Genomic DNA, 25,886 nt, shown 5'->3' with positions numbered 1-25,886 from the left:
GGGGCGGAATCGGACCCGGCATCTGCCGAACGTCACCGATTCCGCCCCCGAACAGCACCCGGAAAGGTGGTGTGAACCGGCCTGGTCAGGCCGCCGTCAACGCGTCCTTGACCCAGCCGGAGGCCTTGCCGAAATCCAGCGCGCCGGCATGGCGCTCCTTCAGAACGGCCATGGTGCGGCCCATGTCCTTGATGCCCTTGGCGTCGATCTCGGCGATCACCGCGGCGATGGCGGCGCGCGTGTCGGCCTCGGAAAGCTGTTTGGGCATAAAGGCCTGGATGTAGGTAATTTCCTCGCGCTCCTGCGCGGCAAGCTCGGGGCGGCCCGCTTCGTCATAGATGCGGGCGCTCTCCTCCCGCTGCTTCACCATCTTGGCGAGCAGGGCGCGCAGTTCGTCATCGGTGAGCGGGTCCTTGCCATGTCCCCGCTGCTCGATATCCCGGTCCTTGAGCGCCGCATTGATGAGGCGGAGCGTCCCGGTTCTCTTTTTATCCTGGGCCTTTAGCGCCTCTTTGAGAGCCGCGTTGATGTCGTCGCGAAGCACGATCGTCCGTCCTGTGTTGAGTGGCGCCATTTCCGGCAGCAGGATCTCGCGGCCATCCGGCCGGCGGCGCTGAGGGCGCACAAATTCCTGCGAGAGGCGCTGGAAACGCGGCGCGCGAGCCTCTATCTAGGCGATCCATGACCAGCGAACAAGACCACGCCCCCAACGCCACCGAGGGTTGGGCCGAGCCCCGGCCCACCGCCCTGCTCGTGCTCGCCGACGGCACCGTGCTCGAAGGCTTCGGCATCGGCGCCACCGGCCATCTCGCCGGCGAAGTGTGCTTCAACACCGCCATCACCGGCTATGAGGAGATCCTCACGGATCCCTCCTATGCCGGGCAGATCATCACTTTCACCTTCCCGCACATCGGCAACGTGGGCACCAACGAGGAGGACATCGAGACGGTGTCCATGGCCTCGGCCTCCGGCGTGCGCGGGGTGGTGCTGCGCACCGCGGTGACGGACCCGTCCAACTACCGCGCCACCCGCCATTTCGATGACTGGCTGAAGGCCCGCGGTATCCCCGGCATCACCGGCATCGACACCCGCGCCCTGACCGCCCTCATCCGTGAGGCGGGCATGCCCAATGCGGTCATCGCCCATGCCCCGGATGGCGTGTTCGACATCGAGGCGCTGAAGAAGGAAGCCCGCTCCTGGCCCGGCCTCGTCGGCATGGACCTCGTGCCCGGCGTCACCTCCATCCAGCGCTTCGACTGGGACGAGACCACCTGGAATCAGGAAACCGGCTATGGCCGGCAGGAGGCGCCGCGCCATCACGTGGTCGCCATCGACTACGGCGTGAAGCGCAACATCCTGCGCCTGCTCGCCCGCGCCGGCTGCAAGGTCACCGTGGTGCCCGCCACCACGTCGGCCGAGGACATCCTCGCGCTCCAGCCGGACGGCGTGTTCCTCTCCAACGGCCCCGGCGATCCGGCGGCGACGGGGGAATATGCGGTGCCGGTCATCCGGACGGTGATCGAGAAGGGGGTGCCCACCTTCGGCATCTGTCTCGGCCACCAGATGATCGGCCTCGCGGTCGGCGGCCGCACGGTGAAGATGCACCAGGGCCATCACGGCGCGAACCACCCGGTCAAGGACCTCACCACCGGCAAGGTGGAGATCACCTCCATGAACCACGGCTTCGCCGTGGACCGTGACAGCCTGCCGAAGAACGCTGTGGAGACCCACGTCTCCCTGTTCGACGGCTCCAACGCCGGCATCGCGCTGGCCGACAAGCCGGTGTTCTCGGTACAGTACCACCCCGAGGCGAGCCCCGGCCCGCAGGACAGCCACTACCTGTTCGACCGCTTCGTCACGATGATCGAGAAGCACAAGGCGGCCTGAGTCGTCTTCGCTCGGAAAGAAAAAGGGCCGGCGCGCAAGTGCCGGCCCTTTTCCGTTGTCGGTTCGTGCAGCGTGCAGGCTAGTTCAGGAACTCGCCGTGCTCCGCCACATGCCTGGCGAGGCCGAGGGTATGCTCGCGGACGAGGCGTTCGGCGAGGTCCGGATCGCGCTTCTCGATGGCCTCGACGATATGCGTGTGATCGACGATGGAGCGCTGGGCCCGGTGCGCCTGGCCGATAGTGACCTTGCGGACGCCGCGCATGTGGGGGAAGAGGTTCTCCGTCGTCTCCGCGATGAGGGCGCAGCCGGACATGCGGATGATGAGCTTGTGGAAGGCGAGATTCGCTTCGGAATATTCGGAGACGAACTCTTCCGGATTGCGGTTGGCGAAGGCGCGGACGTTCTCGCGCAGCTGGCGGATCTCGGTCTCGGTGGCGCGCTCGCAGGCGAGGCGCGCCGCCATGCTCTCCAGCGCCGCCCAGACGGTAATCATCTCGATGATTTCCTGCTTGGTCTTGCGCACCACGAAGATGCCCCGGCGCGGCACGGAGCGCACGAAGCCCTCCTGCTCAAGCAGCGTCATCGCCTCGCGGATGGGCGTGCGCGACACCCCGAGCTTCTCTGAAAGCTGGCGCTCCTCGAGGCGAATCTCCTCGGGGTGGCTGTAGATGTCCATCTCCATGATGGCCGCCTTCAGCGCCTTGTAGGCCTTCATCCGGAAGCTCGATTCCGTCTCGATCGGCTTCACGTTGATATCCTGGTACGTCATCGCACCCCTTCGCCTTAGGCTTTCGGCAGTCAGTCGGGCCTGAAGTGATTCCCGTCTTGCGCACCAAATACATCATATCACATGCGAGGAAGAGTGCGCCGGCAAGCAATGCCGCAGGTGTCCCGAAAACTTGTGGCAATGCAGCATCTTCTGCGCGGGTGCGGGACGCTTCTTGCGTTGACAGGATGTATTTTGAATACCACGATGATCCGAGGGAAGATGGGCGCAACAAGGCCCCACCCTGCCCGGCGAAGCTTTCGACGTGGCAATAGGCGAGCATTCGCCAGGGGAGGACACGCCAATGATTACCGTGGACGATATCCTGCGGGAAAAACGTGACACCCGCATCATCACCCTCCGCATGCACGAGACGGTGGCCGACGCCGTGCTCGTGATGAAGCGGGAGAACATTTCCTCCGTCATCATCAAGGACGTCTGCCGAACCGAGGGAAACACGGTGGTGGGCGTCTTCTCCGAGCGCGACGTGACCCGCGCGGTGCTGGAGCATGGGGCCAACACGCCGAAGGTGGTGCTGGCCTCGTTGCTGAAGCGGGAGGTCGTCTCCTGCACCCTCGAAGACACCATAGAGACCGTGCTGCGGCTGATGGTGGAGCATCAGGTGCGACATCTCCCGGTCATGGAGAGCTACGCGCTCGTGGGTGTCATCAGCGCCACCGACCTGATGCGCCATTACCTTAAGGAATCCGAGACCCAACCTGCGCTTCAGGTCGTCTCGGGCGGCATCGAGGCGGGTCTCGCCGCCCTGCGCTGAGGCGCGGGAGATTTTCGGGGCCGCCTGTATCCCGCTGCGGCCCCGAGGTTTTTTCCGACTTTCGTCTAAGAATGACTCAAAACCCGTTTGCGAACGGACGAACGCAGTGTTACAGTTCTGTATCTGGCATACGTAATTCAAAACTTGAAATGCCAGAGGGTGGGTTCCTTCGATCGTATCTCCGAGGGGCGCATCCAAGCCGGCGCAGACCGGCACCGAAGGAACAGGGCAGGGAATTCCGGGAGTGGGTGCATGGGCAAGGCGCTTGACGGCGTGCGCGTCCTGGACATGACGCACGTTCAGTCCGGCCCCTCGGCGACGCAGCTTCTTGCGTGGCTGGGTGCGGATGTCATCAAGGTGGAAATGCCGCGGCGCGGGGACATCACCCGTTCGCAGCTCAGGGACAAGTCCAACGTGGACAGTCTCTACTTCACCATGCTTAACGCCAACAAGAAGAGCGTTACCCTCAACATCAAGACCCCCGCAGGTCAGGAGGCATTGAACCGCCTCGTGGAAACCTGCGACGTGATGGTCGAGAATTTCGGCCCGGGCGTGCTCGATCGCCAGGGCTTCGGGTATGAGCAGGTCCGCGCCCGCAATCCGCGCCTGATCTATGCCTCCATTCGCGGTTTCGCCGAAGCCTCGGGTGTCGACGCCAAGGCTTACGAGACCATCGCCCAGGCCATGGGCGGCGCCATGAGCACCACGGGCTGGCGTTCCGGCCCGCCGACCGCCTCCAGCGCGCAGATCGGCGATACCGGCACCGGCATCCATTGTGTCGCCGGCATCCTCGCCGCGCTGTTCCAGCGCACGGTGACGGGCGAGGGCCAGAAGGTTGACGTGGCCATGCAGGACTGCGTGGTGAACCTCCTCCGGGTGAAGCTGCGTGACCAGCAGCGCCTCGATGCAGGCGCGCTCGCGGAATATCCCGGCGCGCCCTCGGGTGAATGCGTGCCGCGGGCCGGCAACTGCTCCGGCGGCGGCCAGCCCGGCGCTGCGCTGCGCTGCGCGCCGGGCGGCGAGAACGATTATTGCTACGTCATCATCCAGCCCCAGGGCTGGGCGCCGCTGATGCGGCTCGTGGGCCGCAAGGACCTGATCGACGATCCCAAATTTGCCTCCCACGAGGCCCGCGCCCAGCGGCTGGAGCAGTGCTTCGAGATCATCGAGCGCTGGACCGCCCGCCGCACCAAGTTCGAGGTGATGGAGGCGCTCAACGCCATCGACGTGCCCTGCGGGCCGGTGCTTTCCACCAAGGACATCATGGACGACCGCGCGCTCTACGACCGCGGCTTCCTCGTGGAGGTGCCGCACCCCGAGCGCGGAACCTATGTGACGGTCGGCTCCCCCATCAGCCTGTCCGCCAACAACGTGCCGGTGGAGCGCGCGCCGCTCCTCGGCGAGCATACCGACGAGGTCCTCGCGAGCGTGGGCTTCTCGGCCGAAGAGATCGCCGGCATGCGTGCCGCCGGTGCCGTCTGACGGGGAGAGAACGAACCGTCCGAAAAACGAAACGCCGCGCCACGAGGGACAAAAAGAGGGTGGGGCGGTCAATCAGATCAAAAATATAAAAATGGTCTAAGGGGTAGGAAAAATGAGCGAAATGGCAGTGAAGGCGCCAGCGACAAATCGCTGGCTCCAGTTGGTCGCTGGCGTCGTCTGCATGGTGGCGGCAGCAAACATTCAGTATTCGTGGACTTTGTTCGTTCCTGAGATCGTTTCGGCGCACGGCTGGACCCGCGCGTCCGTCCAGGTGGCCTTCACCGTGTTCGTGGTGGTGCAGACCTGGCTCACCCCCATCGAGGGTTACTTCATCGACAAGTACGGCCCGCGCGTGATGGTGCTGGTCGGCGGCTTCTTCACCGGCCTCAGCTGGGTGATGAACTCCTATGCGGGTTCACTCACTGCGCTTTATGTGGCGGCTGCCGTCGGCGGCATCGGCGTCGGCTGTGTCTACGCCACCTGCGTGAACGCCGCGCTGAAGTGGTTCCCGGACCGCCGCGGCCTCGCGGTGGGCCTCACCGCGGCCGGCTACGGGTCCGGCACGGTGCTGACCATCCTGCCCATCGCCGCGATGATCAAGTCGAGCGGCTATCAGGACACCTTCTTCACCTTCGGCCTGGTTCAGGGCGCGGTGATCATGCTCGCCGCCGGCTTCCTGCGCGCGCCGGGCAAGAGCGAGGTAACGTTCTCCTCGACGGTGGCCCAGTCCCGCCGGGACTACACGCTCGGCGAGGCCCTGCGCACCCCGGTGTTCTACGTGATGCTGACCATGTTCGTCCTCACCGTCTCCGGCGGCCTGATGGCGGTGGCGCAGCTGGGCGTGATCGCGGAAGATCTCGGCGTCAAGCACATCAACGTCAATCTGTACTTCTTCGCCATGGCCGCGCTGCCCTTCGCGCTGATGCTGGACCGCATCCTGAACGGGTTCTCGCGTCCCTTCTTCGGCTGGATCTCGGACCATATCGGCCGTGAGAAGACCATGTTCTTTGCCTTCGCCATGGAAGGTATCGGCATTGTCGCGTTGGGCACGTTCGGCACCAATCCCTGGGCCTTCGTGATCCTGTCGGGCGTTGTGTTCCTCGCCTGGGGTGAAGTCTACTCCCTGTTCTCGGCCACGGCCGCTGATACCTTCGGTTCCAAGCACATCGGCAAGATCTACGGCATGCTCTACACCGCGAAGGGCTTTGCCGCCCTGCTGGTGCCGATGGCCAACCTGCTGATGGAAGCGACCGGCAGCTGGAGCACGGTGCTCTACACCGTCGCCGCCATGGACCTGACCGCCGCTTTCGGCGCCCTGTTCGTCCTGCGGCCCATGCTCGCCCGCCATCACCGGCTCAATGCCGAGGCGGCAGCTGCAACGGCCGCGCGTCAGGTGACGGCCTGAGGCCCTGTTCCGGGCGGTGAATGCCGCCCGGACACACATAAGTCAGGCGCTGCCATGACGGTGCCCGCGTGTGGGAAAGGCGCGAGATCTCTCCCGCGCACGCGAGATTTCAATCCGCGCGGCCCGATCGCGCGCCAACGCGTCCCTCCACCGCCATCTGGCGGTCCCTCAAGCCCCGGCTTCGGCCGGGGCTTTTTTCGTTTGAGGCGCAGGGGAGGCAAGGCCGAGATGGTGCTGGTGATGCCGAATCCGCTCCTGGCCGAACATTGCCGCTCTGGAATGACGGGGCTTGGCCTGATTGTGGCGACGCTGTAGAAATGCAGAATGATTCGGTGTTTGTTTATGTGTCTCAAGTAGAGAATAGATTTATTCGGCTGCCTTGTTCTATGTGTGATTCCTGAAGCCGAGGAGAGGGACTTGGACGCCCTTCTCTCTTTACAGGCGGGTTGTGGTTCGAACTTGCCGATATGGCCCTCGCATGCCCGAATTACAGCGGAAAGTAACAGTTACATAGCCGTAACGGCATTCTGTATACCAGATTCTGTGTGCACCTTTCCCCGCGGTTCGCGAACGGGTCGATGAACGGCCCGAACAAGAATGGCGACCGTCACGGGCCGTTCATCGCACTCGATGATCCCCAGTGTGAAAGGGAAGGAAATGGCTCAGAACTCCGCAGCGCCTGTCGGCGGCCCGATTGGAGGGCGTTGGCTGCAACTGCTCATCGGCGTGGTCTGCATGTCGATGATCGCCAATCTTCAATATGGGTGGACGCTGTTCGTCGAGCCCATGAACGAGAAGCACCAGTGGGGCCGCGCCTCCATCCAGGTCGCCTTCACCATCTTCGTGCTGTTCGAGACCTGGCTGGTGCCGGTCGAGGGCTGGTTCGTGGACAAGTTCGGCCCGCGGATCGTCGTGTTCATCGGCGGTATCCTGTGCGCCCTGTCGTGGTTCCTGAATTCGCGGGCCGACAGCCTCGCCATGCTCTATGTCTCGGCAGCCCTGGGCGGCACCGGCGCGGGCGCGGTCTATGGTACCTGCGTCGGCTCCGCGCTGAAGTGGTTCCCGGATCGTCGCGGTCTCGCCGCGGGCATCACGGCCGCCGGTTTCGGCGCCGGTTCCGCGCTCACGATCGTACCCATCGCGGCCATGATCAAGTCGCAGGGCTACGAGCATACCTTCCTGTTCTTCGGCCTGATGCAGGGCGCGGTTGTGATGGTGCTCTCCCTTCTGCTGCAGGCACCGAAGGAAGGGCAACTGCCCGCGGTCAAGGCTTCGGCCACCCAGAGCCGTCGCAACTACGGCCCCGGCGAGATGGTGAAGGCCCCGGTGTTCTGGGTCATGTATCTCATGTTCGTGCTGGTGGCGGCTGGTGGCCTCATGGCGACCGCGCAGCTCGGCTCCATCGCAAAGGACTTCAAGATCGCCGACGTGCCGGTCTCCATCATCGGCCTGACCATGCCGGCGCTGACCTTCGCCCTGTCCATCGACCGCGTGCTGAACGGCCTCACCCGTCCCTTCTTCGGCTGGGTGTCGGACAACATCGGCCGTGAGAACACCATGTTCATCGCCTTCGGCCTCGAAGCGGTGGGCGTGCTGGCCCTGGCTCACTTCGGCTCCAACCCGGTGCTGTTCGTGCTGCTGACCGGCCTCGTGTTCTTCGCCTGGGGCGAGATCTACTCGCTCTTCCCCGCCACCTGCGGCGACACCTTCGGCGGCAAGTTCGCCACCACCAATGCCGGCCTTCTTTACACCGCCAAGGGCACGGCCTCGCTGGTGGTGCCGATGGCCTCGGTGGCTGTGGCCAGCCTCGGCAACTGGGACCTGGTGTTCATGATTACCGCTGCGGTCAACGCGATCGCCGCTCTCATGGCCATCTTCGTGCTGAAGCCGATGCGTACCCGCTTCGTCGCCGGCGCCGCTGCCCAGGCTGCTGCCGAGCCTGCAAGTGCGAAGGTCACTGGCTGAGGCTGTGCCTCAAACTTTCGGCCCACCTACCCCGGGCCCAACTGAGGGAGCGGCTTGCCGCTCCCTTCTTTTTGTTGGTCAGTTGCCACGCGACATTGGCGCGAAGGGGCCGGCATGGACCATGACGAGGTTCGAGGCCGTGCCCTTTGTATCGGTCTGCGGGGCAACGCGGGCAAAGCGCGGCTCGGGCGTCTGCAGCAGGACATCCTCGATCGGAATGCCAGGGCCGCCGGCAACCGTCATGTACGGCTTCTGCGCCGTGAGGCCGTTGGCGGCGAAGGTGAGGACGATCCCGAAAAGGCCGAAGGCCGTAAGCTCAAGCGCGTTCATAACTCTCTCCCGGCATGATGCCGAAGGGATGCGGCGCGTTTCGCCGGGCTCGATCCAATTCGCCCGACGCCTCCGCGTCCCGGTACAATCACCTTGTACCGCGCTTGTCCAACCTCGTGGTATACAAAATACGCAGAGGCGGACCCGCAATGCTGCATAGCAGCATTGCCCCCAGCCGCCGGCAAGCGCGCACAAGCGCGCAGGCCCCCGTCATCCGAAAGCAGTCACTTCAGGATTGGGCCAGACTGCCAAGGTAGGCCAGGAGGCCGGCTGTCGACCCCGATGCGCCGGGGGGGAGGGGGCCGCCCTCGACGGCGGGGAGGAATTGCGTCGCCAGTTCCTTCCCAAGCTCCACGCCCCACTGGTCGAAGGCGTTGATGCCCCACACCGCCGCCTCGACGAACACCCGATGCTCATAGAGAGCGATGATGCGGCCGAGGGAGAAGGGGTCGAGCTCCGCATAGGCGATGGTGACGGAGGGCCGGTCGCCAGGGAACACCCGATGGGGGGCGATCGCGGCGACCTGTTCGGCCGCGAACCCCTTCTGGACGAGCTGGGCCGCAGCCTCCTCCAGGGTGCGGCCGCGCATCAGCGCTTCCGCCTGGGCGAGGCAGTTGGCCACCAGAAGGTTCTGGTGATTCTTCAGGTTCGGCTCGTGGCCCTGCGCGGCGATGAGGAATTCCACAGGCACGGTGTCGGTGCCCTGGTGGAGCAGCTGGAAGAATGCGTGCTGGGCATTGGTGCCCGGCTCGCCCCAGACGATGGGGCCGGTGCCACGCACGGCAGGCCGGCCGTCGCGCGTGACGCTCTTGCCGTTGCTCTCCATGTCCAGCTGCTGGAGATAGGCCGGCAGGCGCGCGAGGCGCTGGTCGTAGGGAATGATGGCGCGGCTGGGATAGCCGCATATGTTGCGGTGCCAGATCCCGACGAGGCCCAGCAGCACCGGCGTGTTCTGGTCCAGCGGCGCGGAGCGGAAATGCTCGTCCATGGCGGCGGCGCCGGCGAGGAACTCGCCGAAGCGATCCGGTCCCACGGCGATCATCACCGGCAGGCCGATGGCCGACCACACCGAATAGCGGCCGCCCACCCAGTCCCAGAAACCGAAGGTTCGCTCGCGCGAGATGCCGAAAGCCTTCACCCGATCGAGGGACGTGGAGACGGCGGCGAAATGGTCGCCCACGGCGGCCTCGCCGAGCGCATCCGCGATGAAGGCGCGGGCCGTGCCCGCATTGCACATGGTCTCGACGGTGGTGAAGGTCTTGGAGGCGACGATGAACAGCGTCGTCGCGGGATTGAGCCCCTTGAGCGTATCGGTGATGTGGGCGCCATCCACGTTGGAAACGAAGTGGCAGCGTGGCCCGTCGTGATAGGGCGCGAGAGCCCCCGTCACCATGGCCGGGCCGAGGTCCGAGCCGCCGATGCCGATATTCACCACATCGGTGAAGGCGTTGCCGCGCGCACCGGCGATGCGCCCTTCGCGCACGGCATAGGCGAAAGCGGCGAGATTGCGCAGGGTCTCGCCCACGCCGGTCTTCACGTCGATGCCGTCGACGGGAATGTTCTCGTCCGAGCGATTGCGCAGCGCCGTGTGCAGCACCGCCCGGTCCTCGGTGAGGTTGATGTGGTCGCCGGCGAACATGGCGTCCCGCAGCTGTTCCACGCCCGCGGCCCGGGCGAGATCCAGCAGCTGCGCCAGGGTCTCGTCGGTGATCGCGGTCTTGGAGAAATCGAGCAGCAGATCACCGTAGCTGGTGGAGAAGCGCTCGAAGCGATCGGGCGCGGCGAACAGGTCGGCGATGCGCCCGGTCCGGCCTTTCCAGGAGGCGTCGAGGGCGTCAAAGGCGGCGTCGGTCGCGCTCGGCTGGGCTTCAGTCATGGCTCGGACCTCTTGTTCAGGGGCACCACATCACGTCGAGGGGCGCACGCCCCCTCAGGACGGAGCGGATGGGCAACTCTTCGACAGGGCCGCCGGCACAGGCGCGCTCCAGCACGGCGCGCTTGGTCATGCCCTCGATGTGCAGCACCAGCGCGTCGGCTGAAACCAGCCGGGGCAGGGTGAAGGTGATGCGCGGCTCGCCCGCCGCATCCGCGCGTACCGCTGCGAGGATTTCCGGCGTCGCGGGATCGATGGCTGCGGCAAGTGTCTCGGCGCCGGGGAAGAAGGAGGCGGTATGCCCGTCGTCTCCCATGCCGAGCACCACGGCCGCGAAGGGGGAGGGGAGGGCGGCGACGCGTCCGGTGGCCTCCGCAAGCCCGTCCTCCGGCGTCGCCGCTCCGGTATAGAGCGGCACGAAGCGGGCCGCGGCCGCCGGCCCCTTCAGCAGGTGGTGGCGCACCAGAGCGGCATTGGAGCGGTCCGACGTCTCCGGCCCCCAGCGCTCGTCCACGAGCGTCACCGTCACACGGGACCAGTCGATCGGCGCGCCGGACAGGATTTCGAAGAAGGCGACCGGGGTGCGGCCGCCCGACACTGCGAGGCTCGCCGTGCCGTCACGGGCGATGCGGTGGCGCAGGGCCTCGGCCACATGGCCGGCAAGGGCCCGGGCGAGGCCGGCCGAATCCTCATAGGCGTTGAGGGCGATGGGTGTGGTCGGCGGGGTCACGGTAAGCCTCAGGCGTCATCGGTCCAGGTGCGCCCATCCCGCTCGATCAGGGCGATGGCGGCGGAAGGCCCCCATGTCCCGGCCGTGTAGGGCTTGGGCTGGTCGCGCGAGGCCCGCCATGCGTCGAGGATGGGATCCACCCAGCGCCAGGCGGCTTCCACCTCGTCGCGACGCATGAACAGGGTCTGGTTGCCGCGCACCACGTCCATGATAAGCCGCTCGTAGGCGTCCGGGTTCCGCACGCCGAAGACGGAGGCGAAGCTCATGTCCAGCGGCACATGCTGCAGGCGCATGCCGCCGGGGCCGGGATCCTTGATCATCAGCCACAGCTTCACGCCTTCGTCCGGCTGCAGGCGGATCACGAGGCGATTGGCCATGATGGGGCCGGCGTGGTCGTCGAACACCGAATGGGGAATGGGCCGGAAGGCCACCACGATCTCGGACACGCGCGAGGCGAGGCGCTTGCCCGTGCGCAGGTAGAACGGCACGCCGGACCAGCGCCAGTTGCCGATCTCCGCCTTGATGGCGACGAAGGTCTCGGTGCTGCTCTCGCCGGAGCCGAGTTCCTCCAGATAGCCGGGCACCGCCCCGCCGGCTGAGGCGCCGGCGCGATACTGGCCGCGCACCGTCATCTGCGCGAAATTGCTCTCGTTGATGGGCTCCAGCGCCTTGAGCACCTTCAGCTTCTCGTCGCGCACCGCGTCCGCATCGAGCGAGACGGGCGGCTCCATGGCGACGAGGCAGAGGAGCTGGAGAATATGGTTCTGCACCATATCGCGCAGCGCGCCAGCGGTGTCGTAATAGCCGGCGCGGCCAGCGGTGCCGATGCTCTCGGCCACCGTGATCTGCACGTGGTCGATGTGCGCGTTGTTCCACACCGGCTCGAACAGGGCGTTGGCGAACCTGAGCGCCATCAGGTTCTGCACCGTCTCCTTGCCGAGGTAATGGTCGATGCGGAACACCGCCTCCTCGCGGAAGACGCGCCCGACGGCGGCGTTCACCTTCTGGGCGGAGGCGAGGTCCTTGCCCACCGGCTTTTCCACCACCACGCGGGACAAATCGGTGACGAGACCGAACGCGCCGATGCGCGCGCAGATGGGATCGAACAGGTCCGGCCCCACGGCCAGATAAAACACGCGGACGCGAGCCTCCCCCGCCTTCAACGTCGCGGCGAGATCGGGCCAGCCCTCGTCGGAGAGGGCATCGACCGCCACATAGGTCAGCCGGTTGAGGAAGCGGGCCAACACCGCCTGATCCACGTCCTCGACACCATCCGCAACACCGAGCGCATCGCGGGCGAAGGCACGGAAGTCGTCATCGGGCAGGGGGCGGCGGGAGGTGCCGATGATGCGCGCGTCGTCCGGCATCTGGCCGGCGAGGTCGCGCTCGAACAGCGCTGGAAGGAGTTTGCGACGGGCGAGATCGCCGGTGGCGCCGAAGACGACGATATCGAAGGGCTCGACAGTGACCACGCGCGCGACCATTCGGCCTTTCTCCCTCATCGGAGGCCTTGCGCCTCCTTGCGCCGACCGGCCGACCCGCAGCCGGATCAAGGCCCGGCATGCCGGCGCAACGGCAGTCTAGAGCAGGCGTCGATCGGATTGCACCGCAATCTGAGCGAACACCACTTTCTCTTCCCACGGCTTCGGAGACAGGCGCGCGACAGGCGGGAGCGCGGCGCCAGGCGGCGCACGAAAAAAGCCCGGCCGCGACAAAAGCAAATCCGCGCGACCGGGATCGCGCGGATGCAAAAGCTCGTAAACCGACTGAGGGAACGCTTTCGACGGTCAGCTCGAATGCCCGGCGTTGCGGACCTCAGCGACCTGGGCGTTTCAGCGGGTGGTGGGGCGCGGCTTGGACGGAATCAGACCTTCGCGCTGGGCGCGCTTGCGGGCCAGCTTGCGTGCACGGCGGATGGCCTCAGCCTCCTCGCGGGCGCGCTTCTCGGACGGCTTCTCGTAGTGGCCACGCAGCTTCATCTCGCGGAAGATCCCCTCGCGCTGCATCTTCTTCTTGAGCGCCTTGAGGGCCTGATCGACGTTGTTATCGCGGACGAGAACTTGCACGTGTTTACCTCTTCGAGCTGTTGCGCCGAGCCGGAGCCTTACCTGATCTGAAACATCGGACCGCAGAAGATGGCGCGTGCGCCTGTCCTCGACCTGTCCGAAGGAAGCGCTCTCTTACCAGAAGAGGTGCAGCTTGTCCACACGCCTCGCAACGGCGAAAACGGGAGGAGGCGCCTTGCGCCGGCTCACTTTCCCGCGCGCCGGCATCGTCTCGCGGGGCACTTCGCCGAACGCTTCAGCCGGCCGTCGTCAGGCCGGATTCGCTCCGGGCGGGCAGCATGAAGATCGGGGTGCCGCTCTTCTGCGCCTCGCGGCAGAGGGCGTCGAGCTCGCTGCGGATGGCGGCATCGGAGAAGCAGGTGGCCGCCTCGCGGATGCCCTGCATGAAGCGCAGTTCGATCTGGATGACCCGCCAGCTGCAATAGCGCCCGGACCGGGCCATATGCCGTGCAAGGTCGCGCAGCCATTCGGAGAAGCGGTCCTTGATGCGATCGTCGGACAAAGACATCTGCCACCACAGTTTCGGATCATGGCTTCGGCGGTACAAAAAAACCGCCGCGGACGCCCGATTCATGCGTCAAACGCTGCGATGCGTCATCATGGCGATTCGTCTCAGTCCGTAGCGGAAGAGCCGGCTCATGAGTCAGCAGCCTTCGCCATCCGGCACGTTCGCGCAGGCTTCGGGATCGCGCGCGACCCGCACCACATGGCCCATCTTGCGGCCGGCGCGGGCTTCTTCCTTGCCATAGAGGTGCAGGTGCGTGCCCGGCTCTGCGAGGAGAGCGTGCCAGTCATGCACGTCCGCACCGATGAGATTGGTCATCTGCGCCCGGCCAAGGCGCGAGACCTCGCCGAGCGGCCAGCCGGCGATGGCGCGCACATGCTGCTCGAACTGGGAGGTGACGGCGCCGTCCTGGGTCCAGTGGCCGCTGTTGTGCACGCGCGGGGCGATCTCGTTGACGATCACCCGCTCGCTCGACCCCTGGCAGACCACGAACAGTTCGACCGCGAACACGCCCTCGTAGTCGAGCGCGTCACCGATGTCCCGCGCGATGGCGCGGGCCTTGCGGGCCGCTTCGGCGGTGAGCGTCGCGGGAACGGTGGAGGTGTGCAGGATGTGCTCGCGGTGCACGTTCTCGGTCACGTCATAGGCGCAGAAGGCGCCGTCGCCGCGACGGGCCGCGACCACGGACACCTCGCGGACGAAGCTGACGAAGCCTTCGAGGATGGCGCTCTGCCGCCCGAGGGCATGCCACGCGGCCGTGAGGTCCTCGCCGGGGCGGATCATCACCTGCCCCTTGCCGTCATAGCCGAAGCGGCGCGTCTTCAGTACGGCAGGCAGGCCGAGCTGTGAGACCGCAGCTTCGAGATCGGCGAGGCTATCCACGGCGGCGAAGGGCGCGGTCTCGATGCCGAGGTCGCGTACGAAGCTCTTCTCCGCGAGCCGGTCCTGCGTAATTGCGAGCGCCTTGGCACCCGGCCGCAGCGGCACCCGCGCGGCCAGGAACTCGGCGGTGGCCAGCGGCACGTTCTCGAACTCGTAGGTCACGACGTCGACCCCGGCCGCGAAGCGCGCCAGCGCGTCGAAATCGTCATAGGCGGCGCAGATATGGGCGGCGCTGACGTGGAAGGCGGGGCTGTCCTTGTCCGGGCACAGCACGTGCGCCTTGAGGCCAAGCTCCGCTGCCGCGAGCGCGATCATGCGGCCGAGCTGCCCGCCGCCGAGGATACCGATAACACTACCGGGCTTGAGCATGGTCAGACCGGCCGTTCCACCACCGCTTCCGTGCGCGCGGCGCGCCAGGCGTCGAGCCGTTCGGCGAGGGCGGGGTCGGAGAGCGCCAGCACGGCGGCCGCCAGCAGGGCGGCGTTGGTTGCGCCCGCAACGCCGATGGCCAGCGTACCGACCGGAATTCCGGCCGGCATCTGCACGATGGAATAAAGGCTGTCGAGGCCGGAGAGCGCCTTGGACTGTACCGGCACGCCGAACACCGGCAGGGGCGTCAGCGCCGCCACCATGCCCGGGAGGTGCGCTGCGCCGCCGGCCCCGGCGATGATGACCTTGAAGCCGTCCGCCTTCGCGCTTCTGGCGAAGGCATACATGCGATCCGGCGTGCGGTGGGCGGAGACGATGCGGCAGTCGTGCGTGATCCCGAGCGCATCCAGCGTCTCGGCCGCATGGCGCATGGTCTCCCAGTCGGACTGGCTGCCCATGATGACGGCAACGTCAGCCGTGCTCATCCCTCATACCTTCGCGAAAACGGAAAGCGCGGGCTTTATAGGATTGGCAGGGGCGCGGCAAGGGGGAGGGGCGGGAACCTCACCGCCAGCGGCGGTGGAGCCAGAGCCATTGCTCGGGATATTCGCGCACCCAGCCTTCGATGACTGACGTGACGGCCTGCATGGCGCCCACCACCTCGATCTTGCCCTCGCCGTCGCGGGGGAGGGCGATTTCCTCGGTGATTTCCACCCGGAAGCGGGCGCCGGGCAGGCGGATGACGCGCATGCCGTGCACCGGGCAATCGAACTGGCGGGCGAGGCGGGCGAGCGTCGGGTTGGTGGCGCAGGGGCGGCCGAAGAACATCACCGGCGGGCCGCCGGTCCAGTACTGGTCGATCAGCATGCCCAGATGCTGCCCCTCGGCCAACATGCGCGCCATCTGGCGGCCCGCATCGCGGCCGGCGCGCACGAGGCCGGGCATGGTGCCGGAGCGCATCTCTTCGATCAGCTCGGCGGCGCGCTTGTTGTTGGGCGCGCGATAGAGCACGCCCCCCGGTACGCCGAACGCGGCGCCGGCGATGGCGCACAATTCCCAATTGCCGGTATGGGCGGTGAAGAACAGCGCGGGGCGGCCGTCGTCCCGCAGGCGCCGGAAGATTTCCGCGCCCTTCACCTCGATCCGGCCTGTGTTGGGATGCGCGGGATCATAGTCCCACAGGCGATCCTGCTGGGCGAACTCGGCGGCGAGGCGGCCCATGTTGGCCCAGATGCCGCGGACGAGGGTGTTGATCTCCGCCGGGCTCTTCTCCGGGTAGGCGGCGGCGAGATTGCGCCGCGCCACCTTGCTGACCGCGAAGAACGGGCCGAGCAGCTTGGCCCAGAAGGCCATGCCCCCCGCCGAGAGCCAAAGCGGCCACAGGCGCAGCCACCAGACGGAGAAGCGCACATAACCCGCGACCAGCACCTCGACGGCGGGCGCGAGCGCCAGCTTCAGCCGGTGGATGGCCTTGCGGACGGGGAGGGGGAGCCGGGCCACGGTCGCGTGCGCCGCCCCCGCCTTAGAACTTGACCACGATCTTGCCGAACACCTTGCGGCTTTCCAGCCGCTCCAGGCCCTCGTTGAAGTTCTCGAGCGGCACCACGGTGTCGATGACGGGCTTGACGCCCCGGCCCATCTTCTCCAGCCCGTCGGCCACGTTGCGGATGGTGGCGCCGAACGAGCCGAAGATCTTGTACTGGCGCTGGAACAGCTGCATCAGGTTCATCTGCACCGAGACGCCCGAGGTGGAGCCGCAGGTGACGAGCCGCGCGCCGGGCTTCATGGAGAGCAGCGAGGCGTTCCAGGTGTCGGCGCCCACATGCTCGAACACCACGTCGACGCCCACCTTCTTGGTGATCTTGCGGACCTCGTGCTCGAAGCGGTCCTTGCGGTAGTTGATGACGTGGTCGGCGCCCAGCGCCTTGGCCTTTTCCATCTTCTCGTCATCGCCCACGGTGGTGATGACGGTGGCGCCCACGTCCTTGGCGAGGCGGATGGCGGCGGAGCCGATGCCCGAGCCGCCGGCATGGACGAGAACGGTCTCGCCCTTCTCCAGCTTCGCATTGTCGAACAGCATGTGCTCGACGGTGGAGAAGGTGATGCCGGCGCAGGCCGCTTCCTCGAAGGAGACGCCCTCGGGGGCGGGGATCACGAGGCGCTCGGGCATGTTCAGCACGTCGCGGGCGAAGCCGTCGATGTGGAAGCCTAGCACGCCGCCCACGTTCTGGCAGAGGTTGTCGCGGCCCTTCAGGCAGTTGGCGCAGTGGCCGCAGGTCATGGCGCCGTACATGGCGACCGTCTGGCCGACCTTGAGGCCGCGCACGTCGGCGCCCAGCGCCACGATCTCCCCGGCGGCCTCGGCGCCCACCACGAGGGGCATCTTGCGCTTGGCGAAGGCCATGCCGCGCCAGCCCCACACGTCGATATGGTTGAGCGCCAGCGCCTTCACCCGGATCTGCACCTCTCCGGCGCCCGGGGCTTCCGCCTCGGGGAGATCGACGAGTTCGAGCTTGCGGTCGGAGACGAGCTGGAGGCCACGCATTGTTGTTCTCTTGGAATAAGTGTCAGCGGTGGGCGGCGAGCGAGGCGGAGAGCCCGCCATCCACCGGCAGAATGGCGCCGGTCATATAGCCCGCGCCGGGGGAGAAGAGAAAGGCCACCACCTGTGCCACATCGTCGGGCGTGGCGAAGCGGCCGGCGGGGATTTGCGCCTCCATCTTCGCCCGATAGTCCGCGAACTTCTCCAGCATGGCGGTATCGATGAAGCCGGGGGCGACATAGTTCACCGTCACGCCGCGCCGCGCGGTCTCGATGGCGAGGCCGCGCACATGGGCGAGCAGGGCGGCCTTGGACGCGGCATAGGCGGCATTGCCCTGGTTCGCCTGCAGCGCCGCCACCGAACCGATGGCGACGATCCGTCCCGTCCGGGCGCGGGTCATGGGACGCACCAGAGCACGGGTGAGGCGCACGAAGGCGAAGTGGTTCACCTGCATCACCGCTTCGGCCTTGTCCTGGTCGATCATGGCAGCGAGCGTGTCGTAGGAGGCGCCGGCGTTGTGGCAGAAGCCGAAGTAGGTCTCCCCGGCCTCCAGTTCCTCGGCGAACGCCTCCACCGCCGCGCGGTCGGCGAGGTCGAGGGGGCGAGCCGAGATGACGGCTCCGGGCGTCGCCGCACGGACGTAGGCGATCAGCGCCTCCGCCTCGGCGACCGCCGAGCGGTAGGTGAAGACGACGGGATAGCCGGCCTCGGCGAGCCGCCGCACGATGGCCGAGCCAAGCCCGCGGCCGCCGCCGGTGACGAGGATGGGAGCGGTCATCGGTTGAGGCCTGTCCCGGTGCGCGATCCGCTCACGCCGGCTCCGCCGCGAGCACGAGGCAGACGTTCTGGCCGCCGAAGCCGAACGAGTTGGAGATCACCCGCCGCACCTGGGCGTCACGGGCGACGTTCGGCACCACGTCCAGCGGGATGGCCGGATCGGGGATGTTGTAGTTGATGGTCGGCGGGATGCGGCCGTTCTGGATGGTCAGCAGCGACACCGCCGCCTCGATGGCGCCCGCCGCCGTCAGCGTGTGGCCGATCATGGACTTGTTGGAGGAGATCGGCGTTGCCGCCAGCTTCTCCTCGCTGAACACGCCCTTGAGACCCACATACTCCATGCGGTCGTTCTCGGGCGTGGAGGTGCCGTGGGCGTTGATATAGTCCACATCGTCCGGGGTCACGCCGGCATCGGCAAGGGCATTCTTCATGCAGCCGATGATCGGGCGTCCGTCCGGGCTCGACCGGGTGCGGTGGAAGTTGTCTGCCATCTCGCCGCAGCCTTCCAGCACGCCGAGGATCTTCGCGCCGCGCGCCACCGCATGGGCGTAGCTCTCCAGCACGAAGGCGGCGGCGCCCTCGGCCATCACGAAGCCCTCTCGATTCTTGGCGAAGGGCCGCGCGGCTTCCTCGGGCTTGTCGTTGGCGGTGGTGAGCGCCGACAGCAGGGAGAAACGGATCAGCGCCTCGGGATGCACCGAGCCGTCCGTGCCGAGGGACAGCGCCACTTCGGTCTCGCCGCGGCGGATGGCCTCGACGCCGAGCTGGATGGCGGTGCCACCCGAGGCGCACGCGGTCGACAGCGAAATGGGCTGGCCCTGCGTGCCGAACTTGTCGGCCAGGCGATCCGCCACCGAGCCGAACAGGAAGCGCTCGTGCCACGGCCGGAACTGGCCGGAGGCGGCGGCACCGAGGAGGTCGCGATAGACGATGGGGTAATGGCCCACCGCATCGGCGAGCTGCTGGCGCTCGGGCCATTCCAGCTCCACCGGGGGAACGGCGGCGAACAGCGGGCCGGGGAACTCGCCGGGCGTGCCGATGCCGGATTCGGCGATGGCTTCCTCGGCGGCGAGTGTCGCCAGCTTCTCGGAGAGGTTGGGGGCGGCCACGCGGCCGTCGAACAGGAAGTCCACCGTGCCGGCGATGGTCGTGCGCATGCCCTCGATGGGGAAGCGCGTGATGGTGTGGATGCCGGATTCACCCGCGGTGAGGCGGCGCCAGTTGTCTTCCTTGCCCTGGCCGAGGGAGGTGACGATGCCGATACCCGTCACCACCACGATGGGGCGGCCGAATTTGTCGAGATGCGCCTGCGTCATGATCGCGGCTCCTGTCGTTGAAGCGCGCCCGCCCCGGCGCCGCTCGAAGGGCGCGCCGGGACCCGCGCTGTGGGAGGGCCCGGCACTCGCGCCGGAAAATACGCCGAAGCCGGCGCAAAGGACAATCGTCCGTCCTCCCCTCGCGGGAGAGGGAGAAAAGCCCTCAGGCCTTCTCCACCAGTCCGGCGCCTTCGCCCCGCCAGTGGCCCACCTGGGTCACGATCACGCGGGATACGCCGTCCGCCGCCTTTTCAAGCGGGTCGCCGGCGAGTGGCGGGAACAGGGTGCCCTTGGACACCGTCAGCGCCGCAAGGGCGAGGGCGGCGATGAACTGGGCCTCGAAGCCGTGCCCGATGCGATTGGCGACGGCCCGCACGGGCAGGCCGCTCGCGGTCAGCGCCTCGGCCTCGGCCTCGGTCGCCTCACGGGCGCCGGTGACGCCGGAGATGACGGCGGTGCCCGGTGCGGTGCCGGCCTTGTCGAGGAGCGACTTCACCTTGGCGGTGACGGCCCCGGCGACGGCGCGCTTGGCCCGCTCCGACCAGACGCCGGACAGCTTGGCGATGGGCGTGGCGCCGCGGGCCTTGGCATGCTCCGGCGATTCCAGCACCAGGAAGGCGCCCATGGAACCGGAGGCGATGCCGGGCGCGGTGAAGGCCGGGCTGAATTCGCCCTTCATGCAGAAGGCGTCGAGATCGTTGAGAAGCAGCGTGTCCTCGCGCTCGGCATTGTAGGCGCCGCCCACAAGCCCGATCTCGCTCTGGCCCGCCGCGATGCGGGCATAGGCGATGCGCGCGGCGTCCACGCCCGAGCTTTCCTCGCCCATGAAGGTGCGCGAAGAGCCTGTGACGCCGTGGACGATGGAGATGTTGCCGGCGAGCAGATTGGAGAGCTGGGCCAGCGAGAGGGTCGGCCGCAGGTCCGACAGCAGGCGCTCGTTCAGGAGGCGGCCGGCATCGTTGGAGGCGGAAAGATCGTTCAGGATCGCCGCATCCACCTGGAAATCGCGTTCGCCGCCACCAGCCGCGACCACCATGTCGGTGTTCGACAGGATTTCGGCGTTCTTGGCGATGCCCGCGCTGTCGAGCGCAAGACCGGCCGCATAGGTGCCGATGCGCTGCCAGGGCTCCATCTGCCGCTGGTCGCCCTTCTTGGGGATCTGGTTGTCGAAGCTCACCTTCACCAGCGGATGGACCACATAGGGCGCGAAGGTGGTGTTGTCCGTCACCGGGGCCGAGCCGGCGGCGAAGGCCTGCCAATGGGCATCGAGCCCCTCCCCGAGGGAGGAGACGAGGCCGATGCCCGTGATCCAGACGTCGCGCTGGATCCGGCCCCGGCCTTCAGTCACGTCAGGCATCGGCAAATTCCGAAAGGGGGAAGGAGACGTACTCGGCAACCTTCATCACCACCGCTTTCATCTTGCCCTCGGGCCAGGGCAGCACGCGGAAAGTGAGCTCGGCGCTGCAGATGGGCTTGCCCTCAAGGGTGGCGTTCGTCTTGGCGACGACGAAACCGGAGCCCTCGTGCAGGATCTGCGAGTAGAGGTCGAGGTTTTGCCCCGGCAACACGAAGGTGCGCAGCTTCGCTTCCTTCACGGTGGCGAGGAAGGGCATCTTTTCGAAGCGGTTGCGCGCAAGCACCAGCCAGCCGGTGGTCTGCGCCATGGCTTCTATGAGCAGCACGCCGGGCATGATGGGGTAGCCGGGGAAGTGCCCCTCGAAGATGGAGCTTTCCTCGGGCACCATGCCCTGGCAGTGGATCTTCTCCAGCGACGGGTCGATGGCGACGACCCGGTCGATCATCTTGAAGACTTCAGGACGCATCTATCGGCCTCAGGCGGCCTTCGCAGCGACCAACTCGTCGATGCGGGCGCAGAGGTTCTTGAGCACGAAATACTGCTCGGTCGTGGCCTTGCCGTCGTTCACTTCCTGCGTCCACTGCTCCAGCGGCAGCTTGATGCCGAAGGCCTTGTCGATGGCGAACGCGATGTCGAGGAAGTCGAGGCTGTCGATGCCCAGATCGTCGATGGCGTGGCTGTCCGGCGTGATGGTGTCGCGCGGAATGTCGCAGGTTTCCGCGATGATGTTGGCCACCGTGTCGAACGTCGAAGACATGGACTGACGCCTCTCGTATGCTCGGCCCTTGCGGTCGCGGCCCGCCCGCGTGGCGCGCAGGCTTTGGTGCAAGGCACCGACCGGGGCCGAGGGATGGCCGCATGGCCCCTTCGGAATGAGTTGTCGGCCCCTATAGCGAAGGCTGCAAGAGGTTTCAATGGCCGACGCCGAACGGTCCGCGCGAGAGGCTTCTCCCGCGGCGGCGCCGTGCGTTGATGCTGCTTCGCACGCCAGCCGCCCGGAGGCAAGGGGGCATGCCTCCCGCCGCGCTCAAGTAGACAAAGGAGAGCCGGTCCGGGACAGGCGTTTGGCACGCCGACGGCGTGCGTTCGCCGGGACCGAGGGGCCGGCATCAGCGGCCATCAGACGCGTCATTCCGGAAGGGAATGACGCGTCGATTCGGCCGGGGGCGGCGCGGGTGTCCCTCAGATCGCGCCCGAGAAGGTATTGCACTGCTGCATGGAGCCGGTCTTCAGGCCGCGCGTGAACCAGTTCACCCGTTGCTGCGACGTGCCGTGGGTGAAGCTGTCCGGCACCGCAAAGCCCTGGGATCGCTTCTGCAGCGTGTCGTCGCCGATGGCGCTCGCCGCGTTGAGCGCCTGCTCCACGTCGCCGGGCTCCAGAATGCGGAAGCGGTCGTTGGCGTGGTAGGCCCATACGCCGGCGAGGCAATCGGCCATCAGCTCGACGCGGACGGAGAGGTTGTTGGCCTCGGCGCGGGACGAGGCGCGGGCCTGGGCCTGCTGCACCTTGGGCAGGATGCCGATGAGGTTTTCCACATGGTGGCCGACCTCGTGGGCGATCACATAGGCCTGGGCGAAGTCGCCGCCCGCCTTGAAGCGGTTCTTCATCTCCTGGAAGAAGGTGAGGTCGAGATACACCTTCTGGTCCAGCGGACAATAGAACGGCCCCATGGCCGACTGGGCTCCGCCGCAGGCCGAGCGCGTGGAGCCGGAGAACAGCACCAGTTTCGGATCCTGGTAGGTCTTGCCGTCGGCGCGGAACAGCTCGGTCCACACATCCTCGGTCTGGGCGAGGACCGCCGCGGCGAAGCGCCCAAGCTGGTCGGTGGGCGGGGCTGTCGGCCGGCCGCGTTGCGGGGCAGGGGCGGCCTGCTGGGTGGAGCCGCCGCCGTTGATCGCCTCCAGCCCGCCGATCAGCAGCGCCGGATTGATTCCCAGCGCCCAGCCGATGAGGCCGACGATGATTATGGTGCCGATGCCGAGGCCGCCACGGCCGCCGGGCATCTGGAACCCGCCGCCGCCGCCGCCGCCATCGCCGCGCCGGTCCTCAACATTATCGCTGGAGCGGAAATCCTCCCACCGCATGCTCTTCTCCCGCGGACGCCAACGCCGGCAGCTTGAACCCTGAGCTTGAACATGGGCTGACACGGCACAAGGAGCAATCCCCGGTTCCCGTGCCGGTTCCATGCTATCAACGAGGCCGTGGCCGAATCGCTCGGCTCGCCCGTCGCCGGGGCCTCGCCGGGCGAGAACCAGATTGATGCCGCCGCGTCGAGAGCCGAACCCCAGCCGCAAGTCGATTGAGCCGCAGCCCGCTGCGCGCCCGCGCGGCCGGCCGCCGAAGGTCGCGGTGCCCGTCGCGGACGCGTGGATCGGTCTCGATTTCACGCGGGAGCGCGGCCTTTACGCCCAGGGGCATGCGCCCATCGCCGGCGCCGACGAGGTGGGGCGCGGGCCGCTGGCCGGGCCCGTTGTCGCGGCCGCCGTCGTGCTCGATCCGGAACGGGTGCCGCAGGGCCTCGATGATTCCAAGCGCCTGACGCGGGCAAAGCGCGAGGCGCTCTATTTGGAAATCTGCGCTACCGCCGAAGTGGCTGTGGCCATGGCCCCGCCCGAGCGCATCGACCGCGACAATATCCGGCAGGCGACCCTTTGGGCGCTGGCGCAGGCGGTGCGCGGCTTGCCGTGCCGCCCGGCCTTCCTGCTGGTGGATGGCAACGACCCGCCCAAGGTGCCCTGCGCGGTCGAGGCGGTCATCGGCGGTGACCGGCTGATCGCCTCCATCGCCGCGGCCTCCATCGTCGCCAAGGTGGTGCGGGACCGGCTGATGGCCTCCCTCGGCGCGGCCTTTCCCGCCTATGGCTTCGAGCGGCACATGGGCTATGCGACGGCGGAGCACAGCACCGCGCTCGTCACCCACGGCCCCTGCCTGCATCACCGCCGCTCCTTCGCGCCGGTGCGTGAGCAGCAGCTCGCCCTGTTCGGCGGTGGGCCGGTCTCGGACGCCGCGGAATAGCTCTCGACCAGAGATTGGAAGCGGTCGAGAAGCTGGCGCAAGCCTGCGCCGCGCCACGCGTTTGAGTGGCGCGCTCGAATTGGCCCAATCCAAATCTGGCGCAGGATTGATGCGTGCCGATTGATCCGCCGCCGCCGGCTCCTGCACATCCGTGCGGGAAGCGCGGCCGTGGCCGGCGATGGACATGTGCCGGTGCCGCTCTTCCCCGTTCCGCCGGCGTCATGCGCGGCGGTCTTTCTTGGTGGAGAAGGCGATGGTCAGTGAAAAGCTGGAAGCGAAGCTGAACGAGCTGTTGAACGGCGAGATGGTGGCCCATCACGTCTACACCCAGGCCGCCGCCTGGGCGTCCGCCCACAAGTTCGAGGGCGTAACCAAGTTCCTTCTCGGCCATGCCAAGGAGGAGATGGGGCACATGCTGAAGTTCTTCGAGTTCCTCGACGACCTCGGCGCGCAAATCGCGCTGCATGGCCACCAGCGGCCGGTGATCTCCGCGGGCAACGTCCGCGAGCTGTTCCTGCGCATTCAGGAAGAGGAGCGCAAGGTGACGGCCCATATCGTCGAGGCCATCACCCTCGCCCGCGCCGAGAACAGCTTCGAGACCGACTCCTTCCTCGAATGGTTCTCCCGCGAGCAGCACGAGGAAGAAAAGCTCTGCCGGAAAATCCTCGACCGGATCGACCTCATCGGCGAGGGACCCCACACCGCCTATTTCATCGACAAGGAACTGGGCAGCCTCGCCGCCTGAGCCAAGGCCGTGAGACGGGGGCCATGAGGCGGGGGCCGGGGCCGGGGTCGTCCGGCCGCGGCCCTGGCTTCAGTGGTAGCCTTCGCCTTCGCGCACCTTGCCGCGGAAGATCCAGTAGACGAAGACGATGTAGCCCAACACCACCGGCAGCAGGAAGATGACGCCGAACAGCATCAGGATCTGGCTCGGCGGGGCGGCCGCCGTCTGCCACACGGTCAGGCTCGGCGGGACCAGATAGGGGAAGGTGGAGATCGCGAGGCCGAGGAAGCCGAGCACGAACAGCCCGATGGTGCCGAAGAAGGGCAGCATCTCCCGTCCCGTCTTCAGCCAGTGCCAGACCAGATAGGCCAGCGCGGCGGTGATGATGGGCACCGGCGCCAGGAAGAAGATGTTGGGCCGGGAGAACCAGCGGGTGGCGATGCGATCGAACGCCAGCGGCGTCCACAGGCTCACCAGCCCCATCAGCACGACGACGCCCAGGAGCAGAGGCACGGCCTGGCTGCGCGCCCGGTCCGCGATGGCGCCTTCGGTCTTCACGAGCAGCCAGGTCGAGCCGAGCAGGGCATAGCCCACGACTACGCCGACGCCGCACAGCAAGGCGAAGGGCGTCGCCCAGTCGAGCGGGCCACCGGCGAAGGCGCCGTCCTTCACGGTGATGCCCTGCACCAGCCCGCCCAGGATGATGCCCTGGAAGAAGGCCGCCACCAGCGAGCCGGCGGAGAAGGCGAAGTTCCACAGCCGCCGGCTGGAGGCCGCGACCCATCTGAATTCGAAGGCGACGCCGCGGAACACCAGGGCCAGCAGCATGATGATGACCGGGAGATAGAGCGCCGGCATCACGACGGCATAGGCCTTGGGGAAGGCCACCCAGAGGCCGCCGCCGCCGAGGATGAGCCAAGTCTCGTTGCCGTCCCAGAAGGGGGCGACGGTGTTCATCATGACATCGCGTTCCTTCTCCTCCTTGGCGAAGGGGAAGAGGATGCCGATGCCGAGGTCGAAGCCGTCGAGCACCACATACATGATGACCGCGACGCCGATGATGAGCCCCCAGATGACGGGGAGATACCATTCCATGGTCATGTCCTCCTGCGCGTCGGC

General features: G+C 67.1%; 26 protein-coding genes. 7 read left to right on the top strand and 19 right to left on the bottom strand.

All coding sequences use genetic code 11. The annotated features are described in order from the left end of the window. Positions 1-85: 85 nt before the first annotated feature. A complete protein-coding gene (locus XAN126_RS0117815; protein ID WP_024279938.1) occupies positions 86-544 on the bottom strand; it encodes a GatB/YqeY domain-containing protein in 459 nt (152 codons plus the stop codon). 137 nt (positions 545-681) lie between these two features. Here XAN126_RS0117815 and carA point away from each other — a divergent pair, with 137 nt between their 5' ends. Further along, positions 682-1,887, top strand: a complete 1,206-nt coding sequence (gene carA, locus XAN126_RS0117810; RefSeq protein ID WP_024279937.1) for a glutamine-hydrolyzing carbamoyl-phosphate synthase small subunit — start codon at positions 682-684, stop codon at positions 1,885-1,887. 79 nt (positions 1,888-1,966) lie between these two features. Here carA and XAN126_RS0117805 read toward each other — a convergent pair whose 3' ends face one another. Further along, positions 1,967-2,656 carry a GntR family transcriptional regulator gene (locus XAN126_RS0117805; protein WP_024279936.1) on the bottom strand — a complete coding sequence of 230 codons (690 nt, stop codon included), beginning with the start codon at positions 2,654-2,656 and terminating at the stop codon, positions 1,967-1,969. Positions 2,657-2,957: 301 nt separating this feature from the next. Here XAN126_RS0117805 and XAN126_RS0117800 point away from each other — a divergent pair, with 301 nt between their 5' ends. From XAN126_RS0117800 to oxlT (XAN126_RS0117785), 4 genes are all read left to right on the top strand, one after another. Continuing rightward, positions 2,958-3,428, top strand: a complete 471-nt coding sequence (locus tag XAN126_RS0117800; protein WP_029877342.1) for a CBS domain-containing protein — start codon at positions 2,958-2,960, stop codon at positions 3,426-3,428. A gap of 252 nt (positions 3,429-3,680) precedes the next feature. Continuing rightward, on the top strand, positions 3,681-4,910 hold the full coding sequence (frc, locus tag XAN126_RS0117795; RefSeq protein WP_024279934.1) for a formyl-CoA transferase: 1,230 nt from the start codon (positions 3,681-3,683) through the stop codon (positions 4,908-4,910). A 121-nt stretch (positions 4,911-5,031) separates the two neighbouring features. Further along, positions 5,032-6,315: an oxalate/formate MFS antiporter gene (gene oxlT, locus XAN126_RS0117790; protein WP_051460629.1), complete on the top strand. Its 1,284-nt coding sequence runs from the start codon at positions 5,032-5,034 to the stop codon at positions 6,313-6,315. Between the two features lie 657 nt (positions 6,316-6,972). Continuing rightward, positions 6,973-8,280 (top strand): oxalate/formate MFS antiporter, encoded by a 1,308-nt coding sequence (oxlT, locus tag XAN126_RS0117785; RefSeq protein ID WP_024279932.1) that lies wholly within the window; start codon positions 6,973-6,975, stop codon positions 8,278-8,280. Between the two features lie 78 nt (positions 8,281-8,358). On the opposite strand, the gene XAN126_RS0117780 is transcribed toward oxlT (XAN126_RS0117785), so the two are convergent. The 16 genes from XAN126_RS0117780 to XAN126_RS0117700 all read right to left on the bottom strand — a co-directional run bounded on the left by XAN126_RS0117780 (position 8,359) and on the right by XAN126_RS0117700 (position 23,112). Continuing rightward, positions 8,359-8,610, bottom strand: coding sequence for a hypothetical protein (locus XAN126_RS0117780; RefSeq protein WP_024279931.1), 252 nt, complete (start codon positions 8,608-8,610; stop codon positions 8,359-8,361). Positions 8,611-8,839: 229 nt separating this feature from the next. Continuing rightward, on the bottom strand, positions 8,840-10,486 hold the full coding sequence (gene pgi, locus XAN126_RS0117775) for a glucose-6-phosphate isomerase (RefSeq protein ID WP_024279930.1): 1,647 nt from the start codon (positions 10,484-10,486) through the stop codon (positions 8,840-8,842). Between the two features lie 16 nt (positions 10,487-10,502). After that, positions 10,503-11,213, bottom strand: coding sequence for a 6-phosphogluconolactonase (gene pgl, locus XAN126_RS0117770; RefSeq protein ID WP_024279929.1), 711 nt, complete (start codon positions 11,211-11,213; stop codon positions 10,503-10,505). Between the two features lie 8 nt (positions 11,214-11,221). Next, positions 11,222-12,697 carry a glucose-6-phosphate dehydrogenase gene (gene zwf / locus XAN126_RS0117765; protein ID WP_024279928.1) on the bottom strand — a complete coding sequence of 492 codons (1,476 nt, stop codon included), beginning with the start codon at positions 12,695-12,697 and terminating at the stop codon, positions 11,222-11,224. 348 nt (positions 12,698-13,045) lie between these two features. After that, complete coding sequence (gene rpsU / locus XAN126_RS0117755; protein WP_029557675.1) at positions 13,046-13,279, bottom strand: 30S ribosomal protein S21; 234 nt, start codon at positions 13,277-13,279, stop codon at positions 13,046-13,048. A gap of 235 nt (positions 13,280-13,514) precedes the next feature. Beyond that, entirely contained in the window at positions 13,515-13,787 is a 273-nt protein-coding gene (locus tag XAN126_RS0117750; protein ID WP_024279927.1) for a hypothetical protein, read from the bottom strand. A gap of 135 nt (positions 13,788-13,922) precedes the next feature. Further along, entirely contained in the window at positions 13,923-15,035 is a 1,113-nt protein-coding gene (locus XAN126_RS0117745) for a 5-(carboxyamino)imidazole ribonucleotide synthase (RefSeq protein ID WP_038225278.1), read from the bottom strand. Positions 15,036-15,037: 2 nt separating this feature from the next. Continuing rightward, complete coding sequence (purE, locus tag XAN126_RS0117740) at positions 15,038-15,520, bottom strand: 5-(carboxyamino)imidazole ribonucleotide mutase (RefSeq protein WP_024279925.1); 483 nt, start codon at positions 15,518-15,520, stop codon at positions 15,038-15,040. A 79-nt stretch (positions 15,521-15,599) separates the two neighbouring features. After that, positions 15,600-16,535: a lipid A biosynthesis lauroyl acyltransferase gene (locus tag XAN126_RS0117735; RefSeq protein WP_024279924.1), complete on the bottom strand. Its 936-nt coding sequence runs from the start codon at positions 16,533-16,535 to the stop codon at positions 15,600-15,602. Between the two features lie 22 nt (positions 16,536-16,557). Then, entirely contained in the window at positions 16,558-17,580 is a 1,023-nt protein-coding gene (locus XAN126_RS0117730) for a zinc-binding dehydrogenase (RefSeq protein WP_024279923.1), read from the bottom strand. Between the two features lie 22 nt (positions 17,581-17,602). Continuing rightward, entirely contained in the window at positions 17,603-18,355 is a 753-nt protein-coding gene (locus XAN126_RS0117725) for an SDR family oxidoreductase (protein WP_024279922.1), read from the bottom strand. Between the two features lie 31 nt (positions 18,356-18,386). Further along, positions 18,387-19,670, bottom strand: coding sequence for a beta-ketoacyl-ACP synthase (locus tag XAN126_RS0117720; RefSeq protein WP_024279921.1), 1,284 nt, complete (start codon positions 19,668-19,670; stop codon positions 18,387-18,389). A 163-nt stretch (positions 19,671-19,833) separates the two neighbouring features. Continuing rightward, on the bottom strand, positions 19,834-21,027 hold the full coding sequence (locus XAN126_RS0117715; protein ID WP_024279920.1) for a beta-ketoacyl-ACP synthase: 1,194 nt from the start codon (positions 21,025-21,027) through the stop codon (positions 19,834-19,836). After that, positions 21,020-21,493 carry a 3-hydroxyacyl-ACP dehydratase FabZ family protein gene (locus XAN126_RS0117710; RefSeq protein WP_024279919.1) on the bottom strand — a complete coding sequence of 158 codons (474 nt, stop codon included), beginning with the start codon at positions 21,491-21,493 and terminating at the stop codon, positions 21,020-21,022. Before XAN126_RS0117710 ends, XAN126_RS0117715 begins: the two co-directional genes overlap by 8 nt. A 9-nt stretch (positions 21,494-21,502) precedes the next feature. Next, positions 21,503-21,784 carry an acyl carrier protein gene (locus XAN126_RS0117705; RefSeq protein ID WP_012113283.1) on the bottom strand — a complete coding sequence of 94 codons (282 nt, stop codon included), beginning with the start codon at positions 21,782-21,784 and terminating at the stop codon, positions 21,503-21,505. Between the two features lie 425 nt (positions 21,785-22,209). Beyond that, on the bottom strand, positions 22,210-23,112 hold the full coding sequence (locus XAN126_RS0117700; protein ID WP_024279918.1) for a neutral zinc metallopeptidase: 903 nt from the start codon (positions 23,110-23,112) through the stop codon (positions 22,210-22,212). Between the two features lie 265 nt (positions 23,113-23,377). Between XAN126_RS0117700 and XAN126_RS0117695 the strand changes: the two genes are divergently transcribed. Beyond that, positions 23,378-24,043: a ribonuclease HII gene (locus tag XAN126_RS0117695; RefSeq protein ID WP_348550911.1), complete on the top strand. Its 666-nt coding sequence runs from the start codon at positions 23,378-23,380 to the stop codon at positions 24,041-24,043. Between the two features lie 253 nt (positions 24,044-24,296). Further along, positions 24,297-24,788 carry a ferritin-like domain-containing protein gene (locus XAN126_RS0117690; protein WP_024279916.1) on the top strand — a complete coding sequence of 164 codons (492 nt, stop codon included), beginning with the start codon at positions 24,297-24,299 and terminating at the stop codon, positions 24,786-24,788. A 69-nt stretch (positions 24,789-24,857) separates the two neighbouring features. Here XAN126_RS0117690 and cydB read toward each other — a convergent pair whose 3' ends face one another. Beyond that, entirely contained in the window at positions 24,858-25,862 is a 1,005-nt protein-coding gene (gene cydB / locus XAN126_RS0117685; RefSeq protein WP_024279915.1) for a cytochrome d ubiquinol oxidase subunit II, read from the bottom strand. Between the last annotated feature and the right edge of the window lie 24 nt (positions 25,863-25,886).

This window comes from Xanthobacter sp. 126 (assembly GCF_000526175.1).
Lineage (GTDB): Bacteria > Pseudomonadota > Alphaproteobacteria > Rhizobiales > Xanthobacteraceae > Xanthobacter > Xanthobacter aminoxidans.
This window is presented reverse-complemented; position numbering and strand designations above follow the sequence as displayed.